Source organism: Mesoterricola silvestris (genome assembly GCF_030295405.1).
GTDB classification, from domain to species: Bacteria; Acidobacteriota; Holophagae; order Holophagales; family Holophagaceae; genus Mesoterricola; species Mesoterricola silvestris.
Window position 1 is genome coordinate 4,473,297 of the sequence record NZ_AP027080.1, and the last position, 14,118, is coordinate 4,487,414.

Consider the following 14,118-nt stretch of genomic DNA (forward strand, 5'->3'; position numbering starts at 1 on the left):
GATCCCAGGGGTGATCCGCCCCCGGCGGGTCATGAACGCGTTCTCCCCGGGAGCTCCGCTCCCCCCGGCGCCTTGGCCTGGCAAGGACCCTGAACTGAAAACCCCAGGCGAGAAGGGGCAGGCCCCCGCAGGAAAGACACCATGTCCGAAGGCACCGTCAAGTGGTTCAACGCTGAAAAGGGTTTCGGTTTCATCACCCCCGATGGGGGTGGCGCCGATCTGTTCGTCCACCATTCCGCGATCCAGGATCGCGGCTTCCGCACCCTCGCCGAGAACCAGCGGGTGAGTTTCGAGGTCGCCCAGGGCCAGAAGGGCCCCCAGGCCACGAACGTCGTCAAGCTCTAGGCGACGGCAGGGCCGGAACGGGAGGGCGGCTGTGATGGCCGCCCTCTTTTTTTGGCATGAAAGTAACATTGTTGATTCCAACCCAGGCCACCGATAGTCTTTGCCCAGCGGAAGGCCCGCCGAGGAAGGCGAACATGTCGTCTGGTTTCGTGAAGAGCTTCAGCACCCAGAAGGGTTTCGGATTCATCACCCCCGACGAGGGAGGGCCGGATATCTTCGTCCACCACTCCGCGGTGCAGTCCGGCGGATTCCGGACCCTGGACATCAACGCCCGGGTCCAGTTCGAGATCACCCAGGGGGCCCGCGGGCCCCAGGCCATCATGGTGAGCCGGGCCTGAGAACGATTGGACGCGGCCGGGGCCAGCGCGTAGGATACCGGATATGCTGCCAAGCCTCCGCAGTCTAAGCGATCCGCTCATCCAGCGGCTTTCCCAACTGATCTACCGGTGCCTGGAGGATCTGGGCAGCACCAAGGCTGCGCTCTACCTGCGGGATCCCGCCACCGGAGCCTTCGAACTGGTCAGCCATTACGGCTGGCCCCGCACCCTGCCGCCCCAGGAGCGCATCGCGCCCCAGGACCCCGTCCTGGTCCTCATGGCCCGGGAACGGCGGAGCCTGACGGTGAACGATCCCAAGAACTACCCGGAACTCAAGCCCTTCAGTCTGGGAGCCGCCAACGTGGCGCGTTTCCACATCTCACCCATCTACGACCGGGGCGACTGGAAGGCCCTGCTCATCCAGCGGGACCCCTCCAAGGGCGGGGTCTACGACGCGGCGCGGCAGGATCCCCTGGCCCAGGCCATCTGCGCCGAGATCGTCCTGGCCCTCAACGCCTTCCCCATCCCCGCCGCCCAGCCCGACCCCGAGCCCCCGGCCCCCGCCGTGGAGGAGCTGCCCGCGCTGAGGGTCCCCGCGCCCCCTTCCGGGGCCATGGTGCAGGTGGAGGCGCCGGAGGCCGATGCCTATCCCGCGACGGAAACCGAGGGGGTCGTCCCCGAGCAGCAGACCTTCTTCTGGGAAGCCGCGAGCCTGCTCTGCCAGATGGTCCCATCCGCCGCCGTGGCCCTGCGCCTCAGCGAAACCCAGGAGGCCAGGCCGCTGCTGGTCTACAGCCGCCTGCCCCTTTCCGCCGACCTCCAGAAGGAGGTCCTCCGGCACATCCTGGCCCAGGCGCCCCAGGGGGCGGATGCCGATCCGCCGATCCTGGCCCGGTCCGAATGGCCGGAACGGGAGCCCCGCACCGGGCACTTCGCCACCCTGCTGCCGGTCCTCCTGGAGGAAGAGGCGGGGGGAGAGAACCTCCTCATGCTCTTCCGCCTGGAGGACCGCCCCTTCTCCATGCACGAGCAGGACCTGGTGCGCCAGGTTTCGCGCATGCTGGGCTTCTACCTCCAGGAGGTGGGCCTCCACGAGCGCTACCACCAGGCCTTCCTCTCCGTGAGCCACCGCATCCTGGCCTCCGCCGAGGGGCGGATCCCCTCCCTCAAGACCCACAGCATCCATACCGCCGAACTCTCCCGGGACCTGGCGCGCAAGGTGGACCTGCCCACGGCGGCCGTGGAGGCGGTGAGCATCTCGGCCATCCTCCACGATGTGGGGACCCTGCTCCTGGACTACCGGGTGCTGGACAAGCCCCGGCTCACCCCCGAGGAACTGGAGAAGGTGCGCCAGCACCCGGTCCTGGCCTCCACGTTCCTGAAGGATCTGTACTTCCCCTTTGATGTCCTGCACATCATCCGCCACCATCACGAGCACTGGGACGGCGGCGGGTACCCGGACGGGCTGAAGGGCGAGGCCATCCCCATGGGCAGCCGGATCATCCACCTGGTGGAAGCCTACGAAATGATGATTTCGGAAACACCGTACCGGGCCGCCAAGACCCCCGCCCAGGCCGAGGCGGAAATCCAGCGCCTGGCGGGCATCCAGTTCGATCCCCACCTGGTGGGCCAGCTCATCCAGATTCTCAAATCCCGGCACTAAAACGCCCTTGCCGGCATCCTGAGGTAAGCTGGGGGCCGGAGGTCCGGATGGCGCGCGTCACCACAGAGGAACGGGGATTCATCCTGGCCATGCTGCTGGCGATCATCGTGGCCATGGGCATCCTCCTCACCGCGCTCCTGCCCTCCGCCCATGCGGAGATCCAGCGGGACCAGGAAGCGGAGCTCATCTTCCGGGGCGAGGCCCTGGCCGCGGGCATCCGCGCCTACCGGGCCAAGACCGGCGGCTACCCCCTAAGCCTGGAGGACCTGGGCAAGATGCGGCCCCCGGTCGTCCGCAAGGTCTACAAGGACCCCATGAGCCGCGAAGGGGAATGGGACCTCATCACCGCCGTGCAGCCCGGAGCCTCCGGGGACACCTCGGGGCTGCCCATCGTCGGGGTCAAGACCAAGGTCCAGGAGAACAGCTTCCGCATCTACAACGGCAAGACCCTCACCAGCGACTGGGCCTTTTCCGCGGCCGGGAACCTGCTGGGGGTGCCGGGGGCCGCCGCCGCCGCCACCGCCCCGGGGGCCGCCACGGACGCGACCCCGAAAACCGACACCCCCACGACGACCCCCAAATAGGCCCCCATGATCCGATGCCTCCTCGCCATCTCCTGTCTTCTGGCCACCGTTTCCGCTTCCGCCGATCTCCCGGCCTGGGGGCGCCGCATGGAGGCCCGGGGCATCCGGGCCTCCGCGGGCCTCTGGGACCTGCAGACCGGTAAGCTCCTTGACGGCTACGACACCGACCGCGCCCTGGTGCCCGCCTCCACCACCAAGGTGCTCTCCACCTACGCCCTCCTCAAGACCTGGAAGCCCGATTACGAGATCGAGACGGAGGTGTGGGGGGACCTGCGGGGCGGCACGGTGGCGGGGGATCTCGTCCTCAAGGGGGCCGGGGACCCGTACCTGACCTCCGAGCGCATCTGGCTCATGGCCGAGGAGCTCAAGGCGCGGGGCGTCACGGCGGTGAGGGGCCGGGTGCGCCTGGACCAGTCCGCCTTCGACGGCCAGCGCTACGGCGACGGCTGGGAGAACACCTCCTCCAACACCACGCCGCCGGTCCTGCCCCTTTCCGTGAACTTCAACCGGGACCGGGGCCGCCTGGTGACCGATCCGGAACGCCTGGCCACCGAGACCCTCACCCGGATCTTCATCCAGGACGGCATCGCCGTCGAGGGCGCCCCGGCCGGCGAAGGGCAGCCCCGCAAGCTCCTGGCCTTCCACTCCCCGCCCCTGCGGGACCTGGTGGCCGACATCAACAAGTTCTCCAACAACTTCATGATCGAGATGCTTGTCAAGCGCTTCGGCGGGGGCACCTGGGCCCAGGGCGTCAAGCAGATCCAGGGGTTCTACTCGACCATGCTGGGCCTGGGCCCGGACAAGGTGGCCATCACCGACGGCTCGGGCCTGAGCAAGGAGAACCGCCTCTCGGCGCGCACCCTGGCCATCGCCCTCCGGGCCGCGTGGAACGACTTCGAGGTGGGCCCGGAAATGATCGCCTCCCTCAAGATCATCGGCGGGGAGCCCTTCCGCCTCCACATCAAGGACCCCGCCCTGGCCCGGCGCGTGCGGGTCAAGACCGGCCACCTGGGCGGCGTGTGGAGCGCCTGCGGCTTCCTCCAGACCCGGGACGGCAAGGAGCACGTCTTCGCCATCCTCCTCAACGGCGACTGCGCCGAAGGGGACGTGTGGGACCAGATCAAGGCCTGGGCGGACTAGGCGCGCGTGTCCCGGAATTTCGCCCCGGGTCGTGGCTGCGGGCACGGCCCGCAGCCACGGAAGGATCTCCACCCGGGGATCGGGCTGTGTTTCACCCATTGGCCCCGACCCACGCCGGGGCCTCGCTTCGTGTGGTTCGGGGTGGACCTGGGGACGCGCCGACACTGATCGGTGAAGCGATGGCGATCAGCGTCGGCGCCTGCCGGCGTCGGTCTCGCTCACGCGGAGCGAATCCATGCCGCATTGGAAGCCGCGCGCCAAGCCCGGGGCCTCCCGGAGGGCGCTTCCCTCCCGGACACCCCCCCGCTCAACGAAGCCAATAGGCGTAGCCTAGCCCCATCGTCCCTTCCTCACCCCCCGTCATCGCCGGCTTGTCCGGTGATGACGACCCGGGGCGCAGGTCCGGAACCCGGACGCTCAGTTCGCCCTGCTTGCCTTGAGGTCCAGGATCGCCTGGCGGAGCTTCTTCAGGTCGAAGGGCTTGCCCAGGTGGGGCAGTTTGGCCTGCTCCAGGAAGGCGCGGGTTTCCGGGTCGAAGGAATCGCCGGTGGTGAAGAGGATGCGGCTGGCCATGGCGGGCTGGTGCTCCTTGATCCACTCGAAGAGCTGGATGCCGGTGAGGCCGGGCATGCGGATATCGGAGACGATGAGGTCGTAGGCGCCGCCCTGGAGCTTCTGGATGGCTTCGGCCGCCAGGGAGCAGGGGGTCACCTGGCTGCCCCAGGATTCGATGGCGTCCACCAGGCATTCCAGGAGGAACTGCTCGTCATCCACCACGAGGATGCGGGCACCCTCCAGGTTCGCGGGCACGGACGGGGACGGCGGTGCTTCGGCCATGGACAACTCCACCAGATAAGCGTTACCAAGTCCTTCCTGGCTGCGGACTGTGACCTTTCCGCCGTGGGCCTTGGCCACGGAGGCGACCACGCACATGCCCAGGGAATCCACGTCGGTGGCCTGGGCGGGATCGAAGACCCTGCGGGATTCCTCCTCGGAGAGGGCCGGGCCGGTGTCCTGGGCCACCAGCTGCTGCCCGGTGGAGGTCTGCCGGGTGCCCACCCGCAGGCGCTTGGCGGCGGAACGGGCCGAGGCCCGGATCCCCGTGCGCAGGAGGCAGAGGGTGGCTTCCAGCACCATCCCGGCGTCCATGGCCGTGGGCTGGAGGGCGGGGTCCAGGGAGAGCTCCACCGAGACGCCCGCGGCCGCCGCCTCCCCTTCCACGCGGCGGGCGGATTCCTGCACCAGCTCGTTGAGGCTGGCGTTGGCCATGCGCAGCGAGGAGGGGGAGAAGAGCATGAAGAGGGGCTTGAGGAGCATCTGCGCGTGGTCCACGCCCGCCAGGACCTTGGCCAGGCGCGGGGCGACGACGGGGTCCGCCTCCCCCAGGAGCAGGTCCCGCTGGAGCGTCATGGGGCTGAGCCGGTTGGCCACCTCGTTGAGCATGGGCGGCAGGATCCGGGTCAGGACGGCCGCGCCCTGCGCATCGGCGAGCCGGGCCTCCAGGGACTGGCGCTCCCCCTCGTCCCGGATCAGGGCGGAGTACGCCAGGACCCGGTCGTCGCTGCCGCGGATGGGCGCGTAGGTGACCTTGGCGGGGAACTCCGTGCCGTCCTTGCGCAGGCGCACCGTGGGCACGTCGCGGATGACCTGGCCCCGGCCCACCTGGGCCATGACCTGGTCCAGTTCCCCGGCGCAGGAGGCCGGGGCCAGCTGGTGGAGGGTGCGGCCCACGATCTCCGCCCGGGCGTAGCCGAAGATGCGCTCGGCGGCGGCGTTCCACGTGAGGATGCGGCCGTCGGAGCTGAAGGACACGATGGCCTCGCCCACGCTCTGGATGAGGCCCTCCAGGTAGCGGCGGGTCTTGAGGTTGTCCTGGTTGGCGCGCTCCAGCTGGCCGTAGATCTGGCGGAGCTCCTCGTTCTTCTTCTCCAGGGAGTCCTTCACGGTGCGCAGTTCGGTGTAGAGCCGCGCGGTCTCCATGTTGGAGGTGAGGGCGTCCTCCAGGAGGTCCTGGGCGTCCGCCACCTTTCCCGGGGCCAGGTCCGTGATGGACACGCCGGAATGCCGGAGCACCGTGGATTCCTGCGGGGGCGCCACCGGTTCCGCCGCCCGGGGCAGCTCGTGCATGCTGGCCTTGATATTGGAATCGATGAGATTGAGCATCTCGTCGAAGTCCTTGATCTTCTTGTCCAGGTGATACTTCTTGAAGGTGGTGCCCACGGTCTCCCGGGCGATGGCCAGGAAGGTGTCCAGGACCCCCTCCCCCCGGTTGGCCATGGATTCGAAGTAGGGCACCGAACGGAAGTTCAAGCGGCGGTTCATGACGCCCACGGGCATGGCGTCCGGGAGATCCCGCTTGTTGTACTGCAGGACGAAGGGTATCTGCTTGATGTTCAAGCGGTTGGCATTGAGGTTGTGGTAGAGGTTGGAGAGCGAGTCCACGTTCTCCTGCATCTTGGCTTCGCTGGAATCCGCCACGAACACCACGCCGTCCGAACCGCCCAGCACCACCCGGCGGCTGGCGTCGTACTGCACCTGCCCGGGCACCGTGTAGATCTGGAGGTGGATGGCGTTCCCGTAGATGTACCCGAGGTTGATGGGCAGCAGATCGAAGAACAGCGTCCGGTCCTCCTGGGTGTTCACGGAGAACATCTCGCCCCGGTTGGATTCCGAGCACATGGCGTGGAGCGCCTGGAGATTGGTCGTCTTGCCGGAAAGGCCCGGCCCGTAATAGACCAGCTTCAGCAGGATCTCGTTCGCGCGGGTGTTGAATTGGACCATCGAGGGTTTCCCATTTCCAAGGAATGATCTAGATTACCGTATCCCTTCTGTTCCAAGGCAAGAACCGGCGCGAATTTGTCGCCGGCGGAAGGAAGGGGCCCGGGCGCCATGGTAGAATTCGCACCATCCGTCCGCCGCGCCCCGTGTGCGCCCTTCGTGCCAATCGCCTGGAGATGCCTCGTTTGATCGTCTACGCTTCCGCTCCCCGGATGGGCCTGTGACCGTTCCCCGCCACGTCGCGCTGATCATGGACGGCAACGGCCGCTGGGCGGCCCAGCGGGGCTGGCCCCGCATCAAGGGCCACAAGGAGGGCGTGCGCGCGGTCCAGGATATCCTGGACGCCGCCTCCGACGCCGGCATCGGCCACCTCACGCTGTACGCCTTCTCCACGGAGAACTGGAAGCGCCCCGCCCAGGAGGTCGCCGTCCTCATGGCCCTCCTGCGCATGTACCTGAGGATGTTCCTGCCCAAGCTCCGGAAGCGGGGCATCCGGTTCCACCACCTGGGCGCCCCGGAGGGACTGCCCGGGGGGATCCTCAAGGATCTGCGCACCCTGGAAGAACAGACCGCCGGCCACACCGGGATGGTCTTCCACCTGGCCGTGAACTACGGGGCCCGGCTGGAACTGGCCACGGCGGCACGGAAATGCCTCGAGGACGGGGTCTTGCCCGCCGATCTGGACGAGGAGGCCCTGGCGAGCCGCCTGTGGACCGCCGGCGCCCCGGACGTGGACCTGCTCATCCGCACCTCGGGGGAACTGCGCATTTCCAACTTCCTGCTCTGGCAGGCCGCCTACGCCGAGTTCTACATGACCGAGTGCCTCTGGCCCGACTTCCGGGGCCCCCAGCTCCGGGAGGCCCTGGAGGCCTATTCCCAGCGCGAACGCCGCTTCGGCGGCATCTGAGCGGAGTCCCCATGACCCCAGCCCCTCCCCCCAAGCGCGCTGGCATCGACAAGGGCAACCTTGCCGTGCGGGTGGGCACCGCCCTGGTGTTCGCGATCTTCTTCTTCACCCTCCTCTACCTGGGCTCCAACCCCTGGGCCAAGACCCTGTTCATGGGCCTCCTGGCCGGGGCCCTGCTCATGGCCATGCATGAATTCACCCTCATGGGCCGGAAGATGGGCTTCAATCCCTCCCTGGCCGCCGGGACCCTGGCGGGCTGGGGCTTCCTCCTGCATTTCTACCTGCTGGGCCGGGATGCCACGGACCCCCTGCCCCTTTGGCTGGTGTTGGCCCTTTCGGCGCTGGTCATCCATTTCGGGGCCCTCCTCACGGACCGGGACCTGGACAAGGCCCTCCCCAGCCAGGCCATCACCTGGATGGGGGCCGTGTACCTGGGCATGGGCACCGGCTTCATGGTGAAGCTCTTCATGTTCGACGAAACGACCCTGTCCAACACCGGCGGGCGCCTGGTGCTGGCCCTCTTCCTCATCACCTGGATCGGGGACACCTGCGCCTACTTCGTCGGCAGCCTCCTGGGCCGCCACAAGCTGGCGCCCCGGGTGAGCCCCAAGAAGACCTGGGAGGGGGTGGGGGGCAACCTCGCGGGCAATGTCCTGGCGGCCTTCCTCATCCGGGCCTTCGTGTGCGTCCAGTGGTCCGTGGTGGATGCCCTGGCCATCGGGCTGCTGCTGGGGGTGGCGGGCCTCATGGGCGACCTGGTGGAGAGCATGTGGAAGCGCAGCGCGGGGGCCAAGGATTCCAACATGGGCGGCATCTCCATTCCCGGCCACGGGGGCATGCTGGACCGGCTGGACAGCCTGGTCTTCGCCGCCCCGGTGTTCTACGCCTACATCCACTTCGTCCACGGGCTGAACTGATCCATGCGCAAGGTCGCCCTCCTGGGATCCACCGGCTCCATCGGCACCTCCACCCTGGATGTGGTGACCGCCCACCCGCACCGCCTGGAAGTCACGGCCCTGGCCGCCGGGCGCAACCGGGATCTCCTCCGGGCCCAGTGCGAGCGGTTCCGGCCCCGGCTGGTGTCCCTCACCCGCCCGGAGGACGCCCAGTGGCTGGCCGGCCAGCTCTCCTACCGGCCGGAGATCCTCCACGGCATGGACGGCCTCCGGGCCTGCGCCCTGGAATCCGGGGCCGACACCCTCCTGGCTGCGGTGGTGGGGGCCGCGGGCCTGGCCAGCGCCGAAGCCGCGCTGCGGGCCGGCCTGCGGGTCTGCGTGGCCAACAAGGAGAGCCTCGTGGTGGGCGGCGCGCTCATGCGCCAGGCCCTGGCGGCCGGCGGCGGCGAGCTGCTCCCCGTGGATTCCGAACACGCCGCCCTGCACCAGCTCCTGGCCGGACACCCCCCGGAGGCGGTGCGGGAGGTGCGCATCACCGCCAGCGGCGGCCCCTTCCGGGACTGGGACCGCCCGCGGATCGAAGGCGCCACCATCGACCAGGCCCTGAACCACCCCACCTGGAAGATGGGACCCAAGATCACCATCGATTCCGCCACCCTCATGAACAAGGGCCTGGAGGTGATCGAGGCCGCCTTCCTCTTCGGCCTGGGCGCGGACCAGATCGCCGTGACCATCCACCCCCAGAGCCAGGTGCACGCCATGGCGGGGTTCCACGACGGCACCTACCAGCTCCAGGTGTGCGCCAACGACATGAAGCTGCCCATCCAGTACGCCCTCCTCTACCCCGATCGCTTGCCCGGTCCGGTCCCCCCCTACGACTGGGAGGCCGCCCGCACCTGGACCTTCGAGCCCCCGGACCTGGAGCGCTTCCCCTGCCTGGCCCTGGCCTACCAGGCCCTGGCCGAGGGGGGCACCGCCCCGGCCATCCTCAACGCGGCCAACGAGGTGGCGGTGGCCGCCTTCCTGGAAGGCCGGATCAGTTTCTGGCGGATCCAGGCCTGTTGTGGCGCGATCCTGTCCGCCATTCCAGCCGAACCGGCCCATACTTTGGATCAGGTGATGGAAACGGACCGGCGTGCCCGGGACGCCGCCCGCACCTGGATCCTTCAACACACCCAAGGAAACCCATGAAGCGTCTGCTGTACACGGCCCCCGCCCTCCTCCTGGTCTCCTTCATCCCCGGCGCGGGCTTCTGGGGACCGGTGGTGCTCCTGGTGGGCCTGATCTTCTTCCATGAACTGGGCCATTTCCTGGTGGCCAAGTGGATGGGCCTGCCCGTGGAGGTCTTCTCCCTGGGCTTCGGCCCCCGGGTGGCCGGCTTCGCCTGGCAGGAGACGGACGTTCGCCTGTCCCTGCTTCCGCTCGGCGGTTACGTTCGTTTGGCGGGCTACAACCCCGAGGATCCGGACGCCGAGGACCCCCACGGCTTCCTGGCCCAGCCCGCCTGGAAGCGCATGGCCTTCTATTCCGGCGGCATCCTGGCCAACGTCCTCATCACCGTCGTGATCTTCTTCTTCCTGGGCATCAACAACGCCCGCACCACCGCCGCCCATCCCCAGCCCTCCCCCCTCCTGGTGGTGGAAGTGAACGCCGGCATGCCCGGCGCCCAGGGCGGCCTCAAGCCGGGCGACCAGATCACCCGCTTCGGGGATCTGAAATTCCCCGGAAACAGCAACGAGGAGGCCATCACCTACATCCGGGCCCGCTCCGGCCAGCCCATCCCGGTGGCCCTGGACCGGGAAGGCACGAGCCGCACCCTCACCATCACCCCCGCGGAGGTGGGCGGGGCCGGAAAGATCGGCGTGGCCTTCGAGCCCTCCAGCTGGACCTTCGACCGGCGGCCCATGCGGGCCGGGGATCTCCTCCTGGGCGCGACCTTCGCGGTGAAGGGCAGCGCGCTCCTCGGCTGGGAGATCCTGGGGAATTTCGGCAAGCTGGTGAGCCGCCAGGTCAGCCTCAAGGAAGTGGGCGGCCCCATCACCATCGTGCGGGCCGGAAGCCGTGCGGCCAAGGCCGGCCTCCTCCAGTTCATGGGCCTCGTCGCCCTGATCTCCATGAACCTCGCCGTGCTCAACGCCCTGCCCATCCCCTTCCTGGACGGCGGCCACGCGGCCCTGCTGCTCATCGAGAAGATCCGGGGGAAGGACCTGTCGAACCTGGTGAAGGAGCGCATCCTCACCGGCGGGTTCCTGTTCTTCGTGGGGCTGTTCGCGCTGATCATCTTCCAGGACCTCTGGAAGCTCCGGCACTGACCCCATGAGCCCTTCCGTGGCCAACGCCCGGGAATGCCCCTAGGCTTTCCCCGGGAGGGCCCCGGTCCCATGAGCGTCGCCAATCCGATCTACGATGTCGTCTTCAAGTTCCTCCTGGATGACGAGCGGATCGCGCGGATGCTGCTTTCCGCGCTCCTGGGGCGGGAGGTGGTGGAGCTCTCCTTCGTGCCCACGGAGACCCGGGAGCCGGTGGCGCGCCCCGATGGCACCAGCCTCCTGGTCCTGCGCATGGACTTCGCCGCGAAGGTGCTCATGGAGGACGGCAGCCGCAAGCTGGTGCTCATCGAGATCCAGAAGGCCCGCGACACCTCCGACATCCAGCGGTTCCGGAGGTACCTGGGAACCAGCTACGCCGATCCGCGGAATTCCTACCGGGACGCCCAGGGCGTGGAGCTGCCCCTGCCCATCCTCACCATCTACTTCCTGGGCGAGGGCCTGAAGGGCCTCGATCTTCCGGTGCTGAGGGTCGACCGGCGCTGCTGGGACCCGGCCACGGGCGACGAGGTCCGCATCGCAGATCCCTTCGTGGAGGCCCTGACCCACGATTCGGTCATCATCCAGATGAACCGCCTCAAGGACCGCCGCCGGACCGATCTGGAGCGGCTCCTGGAGGTCTTCGACCAGGGCGTCGCCTCCCACACCGACCCCCACTTCCTGGACATCCTGGAGGTGAACTTCCCGGAGCGCTACCGGGACGTGCTTCGCAGGCTCAAGCTGGCCTACTCCGAACCCGGCCTCCGGGTGAAGATGGACCTGGAGGACGAGATCCTCCACGCCTTCCAGGAACGCGCGAGGGAGGCCGCGGATCTGCGGATTGGCCTGTCGAGCCGGGACCGGGTGATCAGCGACCAGGGCAAGGCCCTTGCGGACAAGGACCGGGTGATCGAGGACAAGGACCGGCTGATCGAGGACAAGAACCGGTTGCTCGAGGACAAGGACCGCACCATCGTCGAACTGCTGCGCCGCCTGGACGCCACCTGAAGGACGGCCACACCAGGGGAGGAGGCCACGCGGCCCGGCTGCTCTTCGAAAAGATCCGAGGGAAGGACCTGTCGAACCTGGTGAAGGAGCGCATCCTCACCAGAACGCAAGCATGGCGTTGTAGCCGGAGTGGCAGGCCACGCACAGCAGGAGGGACCGGGTTCGCACGCCGAGGATGCCCAGGGCGATGCCCGCGGAGAATGCGTGGGGCATGAAGCCGGGTTGCCGGTGGTCCAGGGCGAAGGCCGCCGCAGAACCCAGGATGCCCAGGACTGGGCCATGGCGCCTGGAAGCGACCCGGCAGAAGAGGCCCCGGTAGAGGAGCTCCTCCACGTAGGGCACGATTCCCACCACCTCCAGGGCGATGGAAGGCGGCACGGGCCCGGGGGCTGGCGGGGCCAGCAGGAGGCGGAGAACCTTGACTCCCGTCAGGAACCCCCAGGGGAGGAGCGCCAGGGGCCACTCCCAGGGGCGGAAACGTTCCACCGGATGGTACCGGCTGCAGAAGGCGAGGAGGAAGGCCGTCGCCAGGAACGTCGCGGCCAGCGTGGGGCCGCAAGGCAGCAGCCAAACCCCACCTTCCCCCTCCCAGGCCGCAATGCTTCCCACCCACGCCTTGACGGCCACCATCGCCAGGATATCGCGGAGGCGGACCGCAGGGAGGTCCCGGGACCAGGGACCCTCCGTCAATTAAGCCAGCGGTGGGTACGATCGGCCACGGGCCTAGATGACATGGGAATGGACTGCCCCATGGCCACCAACTGGCCGACAGCCTTCGCGGCATTCAATCCAGCTCGCAGGGTTTCCGATGCGATTTCCGATTTGACGGTCTCCAGGATCGCTCTCCCCACGGGTCCCGTGGTCGTCCCCTGGGGGCCAGTCCACGCGCTGGAGGAAGATGGGATGTGGCCCGGAATGGCCGCTTGCTGGCGGTGCATCATGCCGCCGGTGATACAGGCAAGGACCCCATCCTCCAATTTGGGAGGAAGTTTGGATGGAAATGCATCATTGGGGTGGATCATGGGCGCACCTGTTGGAGTACCGAGAACCCTCGGATGGAGGATCACGTTAGGCCGCGAGGGGTGCCCGTCAATGGCTTTCACACCGGGCGATGGTTTGGCAGGCGGGTTCCTGGTCTTCGTATGGCTGTTCGCGCCGATCATCTTCCAGAACCTCCAGAAGCACTCGATGAGCCGTTCCGTGGCCAACGCCCGGGAATGCCCCTAGGCTTTCCCCGGGAGGGCCCCGGTCCCATGAGCGTCGCCAATCCGATCTACGATGTCGTCTTCAAGTTCCTCCTGGATGACGAGCGGATCGCGCGGATGCTGCTTTCCGCGCTCCTGGGGCGGGAGGTGGTGGAGCTCTCCTTCGTCCCCACGGAGACCCGGGAGCCGGTGGCGCGCCGCGATGGCACCAGCCTCCTGGTCCTGCGCATGGACTTCGCCGCGAAGGTGCTCATGGAGGACGGCAGCCTCAAGCTGGTGCTCATCGAGATCCAGAAGGCCCGCGACACCTCCGACATCCAGCGGTTCCGGAGGTACCTGGGAACCAGCTACGCCGATCCGCGGAATTCCTACCGGGACGCCCAGGGCGTGGAGCTGCCCCTGCCCATCCTCACCATCTACTTCCTGGGCGAGGGCCTGAAGGGCCTCGATCTTCCGGTGCTGAGGGTCGACCGGCGCTGCTGGGACCCGGCCACGGGCGACGAGGTCCGCATCGCCGATCCCTTCGTGGAGGCCCTGACCCACGATTCGGTCATCATCCAGATGAACCGCCTCAAGGACCGCCGCCGGACCGATCTGGAGCGGCTCCTGGAGGTCTTCGACCAGGGCGTCGCCTCCCACACCGACCCCCACTTCCTGGACATCCTGGAGGTGAATTTCCCGGAGCGGTACCGGGACGTGCTTCGCAGGCTCAAGCTGGCCTACTCCGAACCCGGCCTCCGGGTGAAGATGGACCTGGAGGACGAGATCCTCCACGCCTTCCAGGAACGCGCGAGGGAGGCCGCGGATCTGCGAATCGGCCTGTCGAGCCGGGACCGGGTGATCAGCGACCAGGGCAAGGCCCTTGCGGAAAAGGACCGGGTGATCGAGGACAAGGACCGGCTGCTCGAGGACAAGGACCGCACCATCGTCGAACTGCTGCGCCGCCTTGAAACAACGTGATGGAGGCCA

General features: G+C 68.1%; 14 protein-coding genes. 11 read left to right on the forward strand and 3 right to left on the reverse strand.

The annotated features are described in order from the left end of the window. Positions 1 to 141 precede the first annotated feature (141 nt). The 5 genes from R2J76_RS19205 (at position 142) to R2J76_RS19225 (ending at position 4,049) form a co-directional block, all read left to right on the forward strand. Positions 142 to 345 carry a cold-shock protein gene (locus R2J76_RS19205; RefSeq protein ID WP_316413272.1) on the forward strand — a complete coding sequence of 68 codons (204 nt, stop codon included), beginning with the start codon at positions 142 to 144 and terminating at the stop codon, positions 343 to 345. Positions 346 to 479: 134 nt separating this feature from the next. Continuing rightward, on the forward strand, positions 480 to 683 hold the full coding sequence (locus R2J76_RS19210; RefSeq protein ID WP_316413273.1) for a cold-shock protein: 204 nt from the start codon (positions 480 to 482) through the stop codon (positions 681 to 683). A gap of 43 nt (positions 684 to 726) precedes the next feature. After that, positions 727 to 2,325 carry an HD domain-containing phosphohydrolase gene (locus R2J76_RS19215; RefSeq protein WP_316413274.1) on the forward strand — a complete coding sequence of 533 codons (1,599 nt, stop codon included), beginning with the start codon at positions 727 to 729 and terminating at the stop codon, positions 2,323 to 2,325. A gap of 47 nt (positions 2,326 to 2,372) precedes the next feature. Then, positions 2,373 to 2,909, forward strand: coding sequence for a type II secretion system protein (locus tag R2J76_RS19220; RefSeq protein WP_316413275.1), 537 nt, complete (start codon positions 2,373 to 2,375; stop codon positions 2,907 to 2,909). A 6-nt stretch (positions 2,910 to 2,915) separates the two neighbouring features. Then, the gene (locus tag R2J76_RS19225; protein WP_316413276.1) at positions 2,916 to 4,049 is read left to right on the forward strand and encodes a D-alanyl-D-alanine carboxypeptidase/D-alanyl-D-alanine-endopeptidase; all 1,134 of its coding nucleotides are present in this window, start codon (positions 2,916 to 2,918) and stop codon (positions 4,047 to 4,049) included. 417 nt (positions 4,050 to 4,466) lie between these two features. Here R2J76_RS19225 and R2J76_RS19230 read toward each other — a convergent pair whose 3' ends face one another. Further along, the gene (locus tag R2J76_RS19230) at positions 4,467 to 6,830 is read right to left on the reverse strand and encodes a PAS domain S-box protein (protein WP_316413277.1); all 2,364 of its coding nucleotides are present in this window, start codon (positions 6,828 to 6,830) and stop codon (positions 4,467 to 4,469) included. 217 nt (positions 6,831 to 7,047) lie between these two features. On the opposite strand from R2J76_RS19230, the gene uppS reads away from it, so the two are divergent. The 5 genes from uppS (at position 7,048) to R2J76_RS19255 (ending at position 11,944) form a co-directional block, all read left to right on the forward strand. Further along, positions 7,048 to 7,734, forward strand: a complete 687-nt coding sequence (uppS, locus tag R2J76_RS19235; RefSeq protein WP_316413278.1) for a polyprenyl diphosphate synthase — start codon at positions 7,048 to 7,050, stop codon at positions 7,732 to 7,734. Positions 7,735 to 7,745: 11 nt separating this feature from the next. Next, positions 7,746 to 8,651, forward strand: a complete 906-nt coding sequence (locus R2J76_RS19240; protein WP_316413279.1) for a phosphatidate cytidylyltransferase — start codon at positions 7,746 to 7,748, stop codon at positions 8,649 to 8,651. A 3-nt stretch (positions 8,652 to 8,654) separates the two neighbouring features. Then, positions 8,655 to 9,821 (forward strand): 1-deoxy-D-xylulose-5-phosphate reductoisomerase, encoded by a 1,167-nt coding sequence (gene dxr / locus R2J76_RS19245; RefSeq protein WP_316413280.1) that lies wholly within the window; start codon positions 8,655 to 8,657, stop codon positions 9,819 to 9,821. Beyond that, the gene (locus R2J76_RS19250; protein WP_316413281.1) at positions 9,818 to 10,942 is read left to right on the forward strand and encodes a M50 family metallopeptidase; all 1,125 of its coding nucleotides are present in this window, start codon (positions 9,818 to 9,820) and stop codon (positions 10,940 to 10,942) included. Before dxr ends, R2J76_RS19250 begins: the two co-directional genes overlap by 4 nt. A gap of 69 nt (positions 10,943 to 11,011) precedes the next feature. Beyond that, the gene (locus tag R2J76_RS19255; RefSeq protein WP_316413282.1) at positions 11,012 to 11,944 is read left to right on the forward strand and encodes a hypothetical protein; all 933 of its coding nucleotides are present in this window, start codon (positions 11,012 to 11,014) and stop codon (positions 11,942 to 11,944) included. Between the two features lie 96 nt (positions 11,945 to 12,040). On the opposite strand, the gene R2J76_RS19260 is transcribed toward R2J76_RS19255, so the two are convergent. Together R2J76_RS19260 and R2J76_RS19265 are read right to left on the reverse strand one after the other, a co-directional pair. Then, positions 12,041 to 12,553, reverse strand: a complete 513-nt coding sequence (locus R2J76_RS19260; protein ID WP_316413283.1) for a CPBP family intramembrane glutamic endopeptidase — start codon at positions 12,551 to 12,553, stop codon at positions 12,041 to 12,043. 77 nt (positions 12,554 to 12,630) lie between these two features. After that, positions 12,631 to 12,966, reverse strand: a complete 336-nt coding sequence (locus tag R2J76_RS19265; protein WP_316413284.1) for a hypothetical protein — start codon at positions 12,964 to 12,966, stop codon at positions 12,631 to 12,633. A gap of 231 nt (positions 12,967 to 13,197) precedes the next feature. Here R2J76_RS19265 and R2J76_RS19270 point away from each other — a divergent pair, with 231 nt between their 5' ends. Beyond that, positions 13,198 to 14,109: a hypothetical protein gene (locus R2J76_RS19270; protein ID WP_316413285.1), complete on the forward strand. Its 912-nt coding sequence runs from the start codon at positions 13,198 to 13,200 to the stop codon at positions 14,107 to 14,109. The last annotated feature ends 9 nt before the right edge of the window (positions 14,110 to 14,118 follow it).

What these genes read in the sequence shown, in the direction of transcription:
- R2J76_RS19205 (WP_316413272.1), top strand. Translation starts at nt 142, where the DNA reads ATGTCCGAAGGCACCGTCAAGTGGTTCAACGCTGAAAAGGGTTTCGGT.
- R2J76_RS19210 (WP_316413273.1), top strand. Translation starts at nt 480, where the DNA reads ATGTCGTCTGGTTTCGTGAAGAGCTTCAGCACCCAGAAGGGTTTCGGA.
- R2J76_RS19215 (WP_316413274.1), top strand. Translation starts at nt 727, where the DNA reads ATGCTGCCAAGCCTCCGCAGTCTAAGCGATCCGCTCATCCAGCGGCTT.
- R2J76_RS19220 (WP_316413275.1), top strand. Translation starts at nt 2,373, where the DNA reads ATGGCGCGCGTCACCACAGAGGAACGGGGATTCATCCTGGCCATGCTG.
- R2J76_RS19225 (WP_316413276.1), top strand. Translation starts at nt 2,916, where the DNA reads ATGATCCGATGCCTCCTCGCCATCTCCTGTCTTCTGGCCACCGTTTCC.
- R2J76_RS19230 (WP_316413277.1), bottom strand. Translation starts at nt 6,830, where the DNA reads ATGGTCCAATTCAACACCCGCGCGAACGAGATCCTGCTGAAGCTGGTC.
- R2J76_RS19240 (WP_316413279.1), top strand. Translation starts at nt 7,746, where the DNA reads ATGACCCCAGCCCCTCCCCCCAAGCGCGCTGGCATCGACAAGGGCAAC.
- dxr (WP_316413280.1), top strand. Translation starts at nt 8,655, where the DNA reads ATGCGCAAGGTCGCCCTCCTGGGATCCACCGGCTCCATCGGCACCTCC.
- R2J76_RS19250 (WP_316413281.1), top strand. Translation starts at nt 9,818, where the DNA reads ATGAAGCGTCTGCTGTACACGGCCCCCGCCCTCCTCCTGGTCTCCTTC.
- R2J76_RS19255 (WP_316413282.1), top strand. Translation starts at nt 11,012, where the DNA reads ATGAGCGTCGCCAATCCGATCTACGATGTCGTCTTCAAGTTCCTCCTG.
- R2J76_RS19265 (WP_316413284.1), bottom strand. Translation starts at nt 12,966, where the DNA reads ATGATCCACCCCAATGATGCATTTCCATCCAAACTTCCTCCCAAATTG.
- R2J76_RS19270 (WP_316413285.1), top strand. Translation starts at nt 13,198, where the DNA reads ATGAGCGTCGCCAATCCGATCTACGATGTCGTCTTCAAGTTCCTCCTG.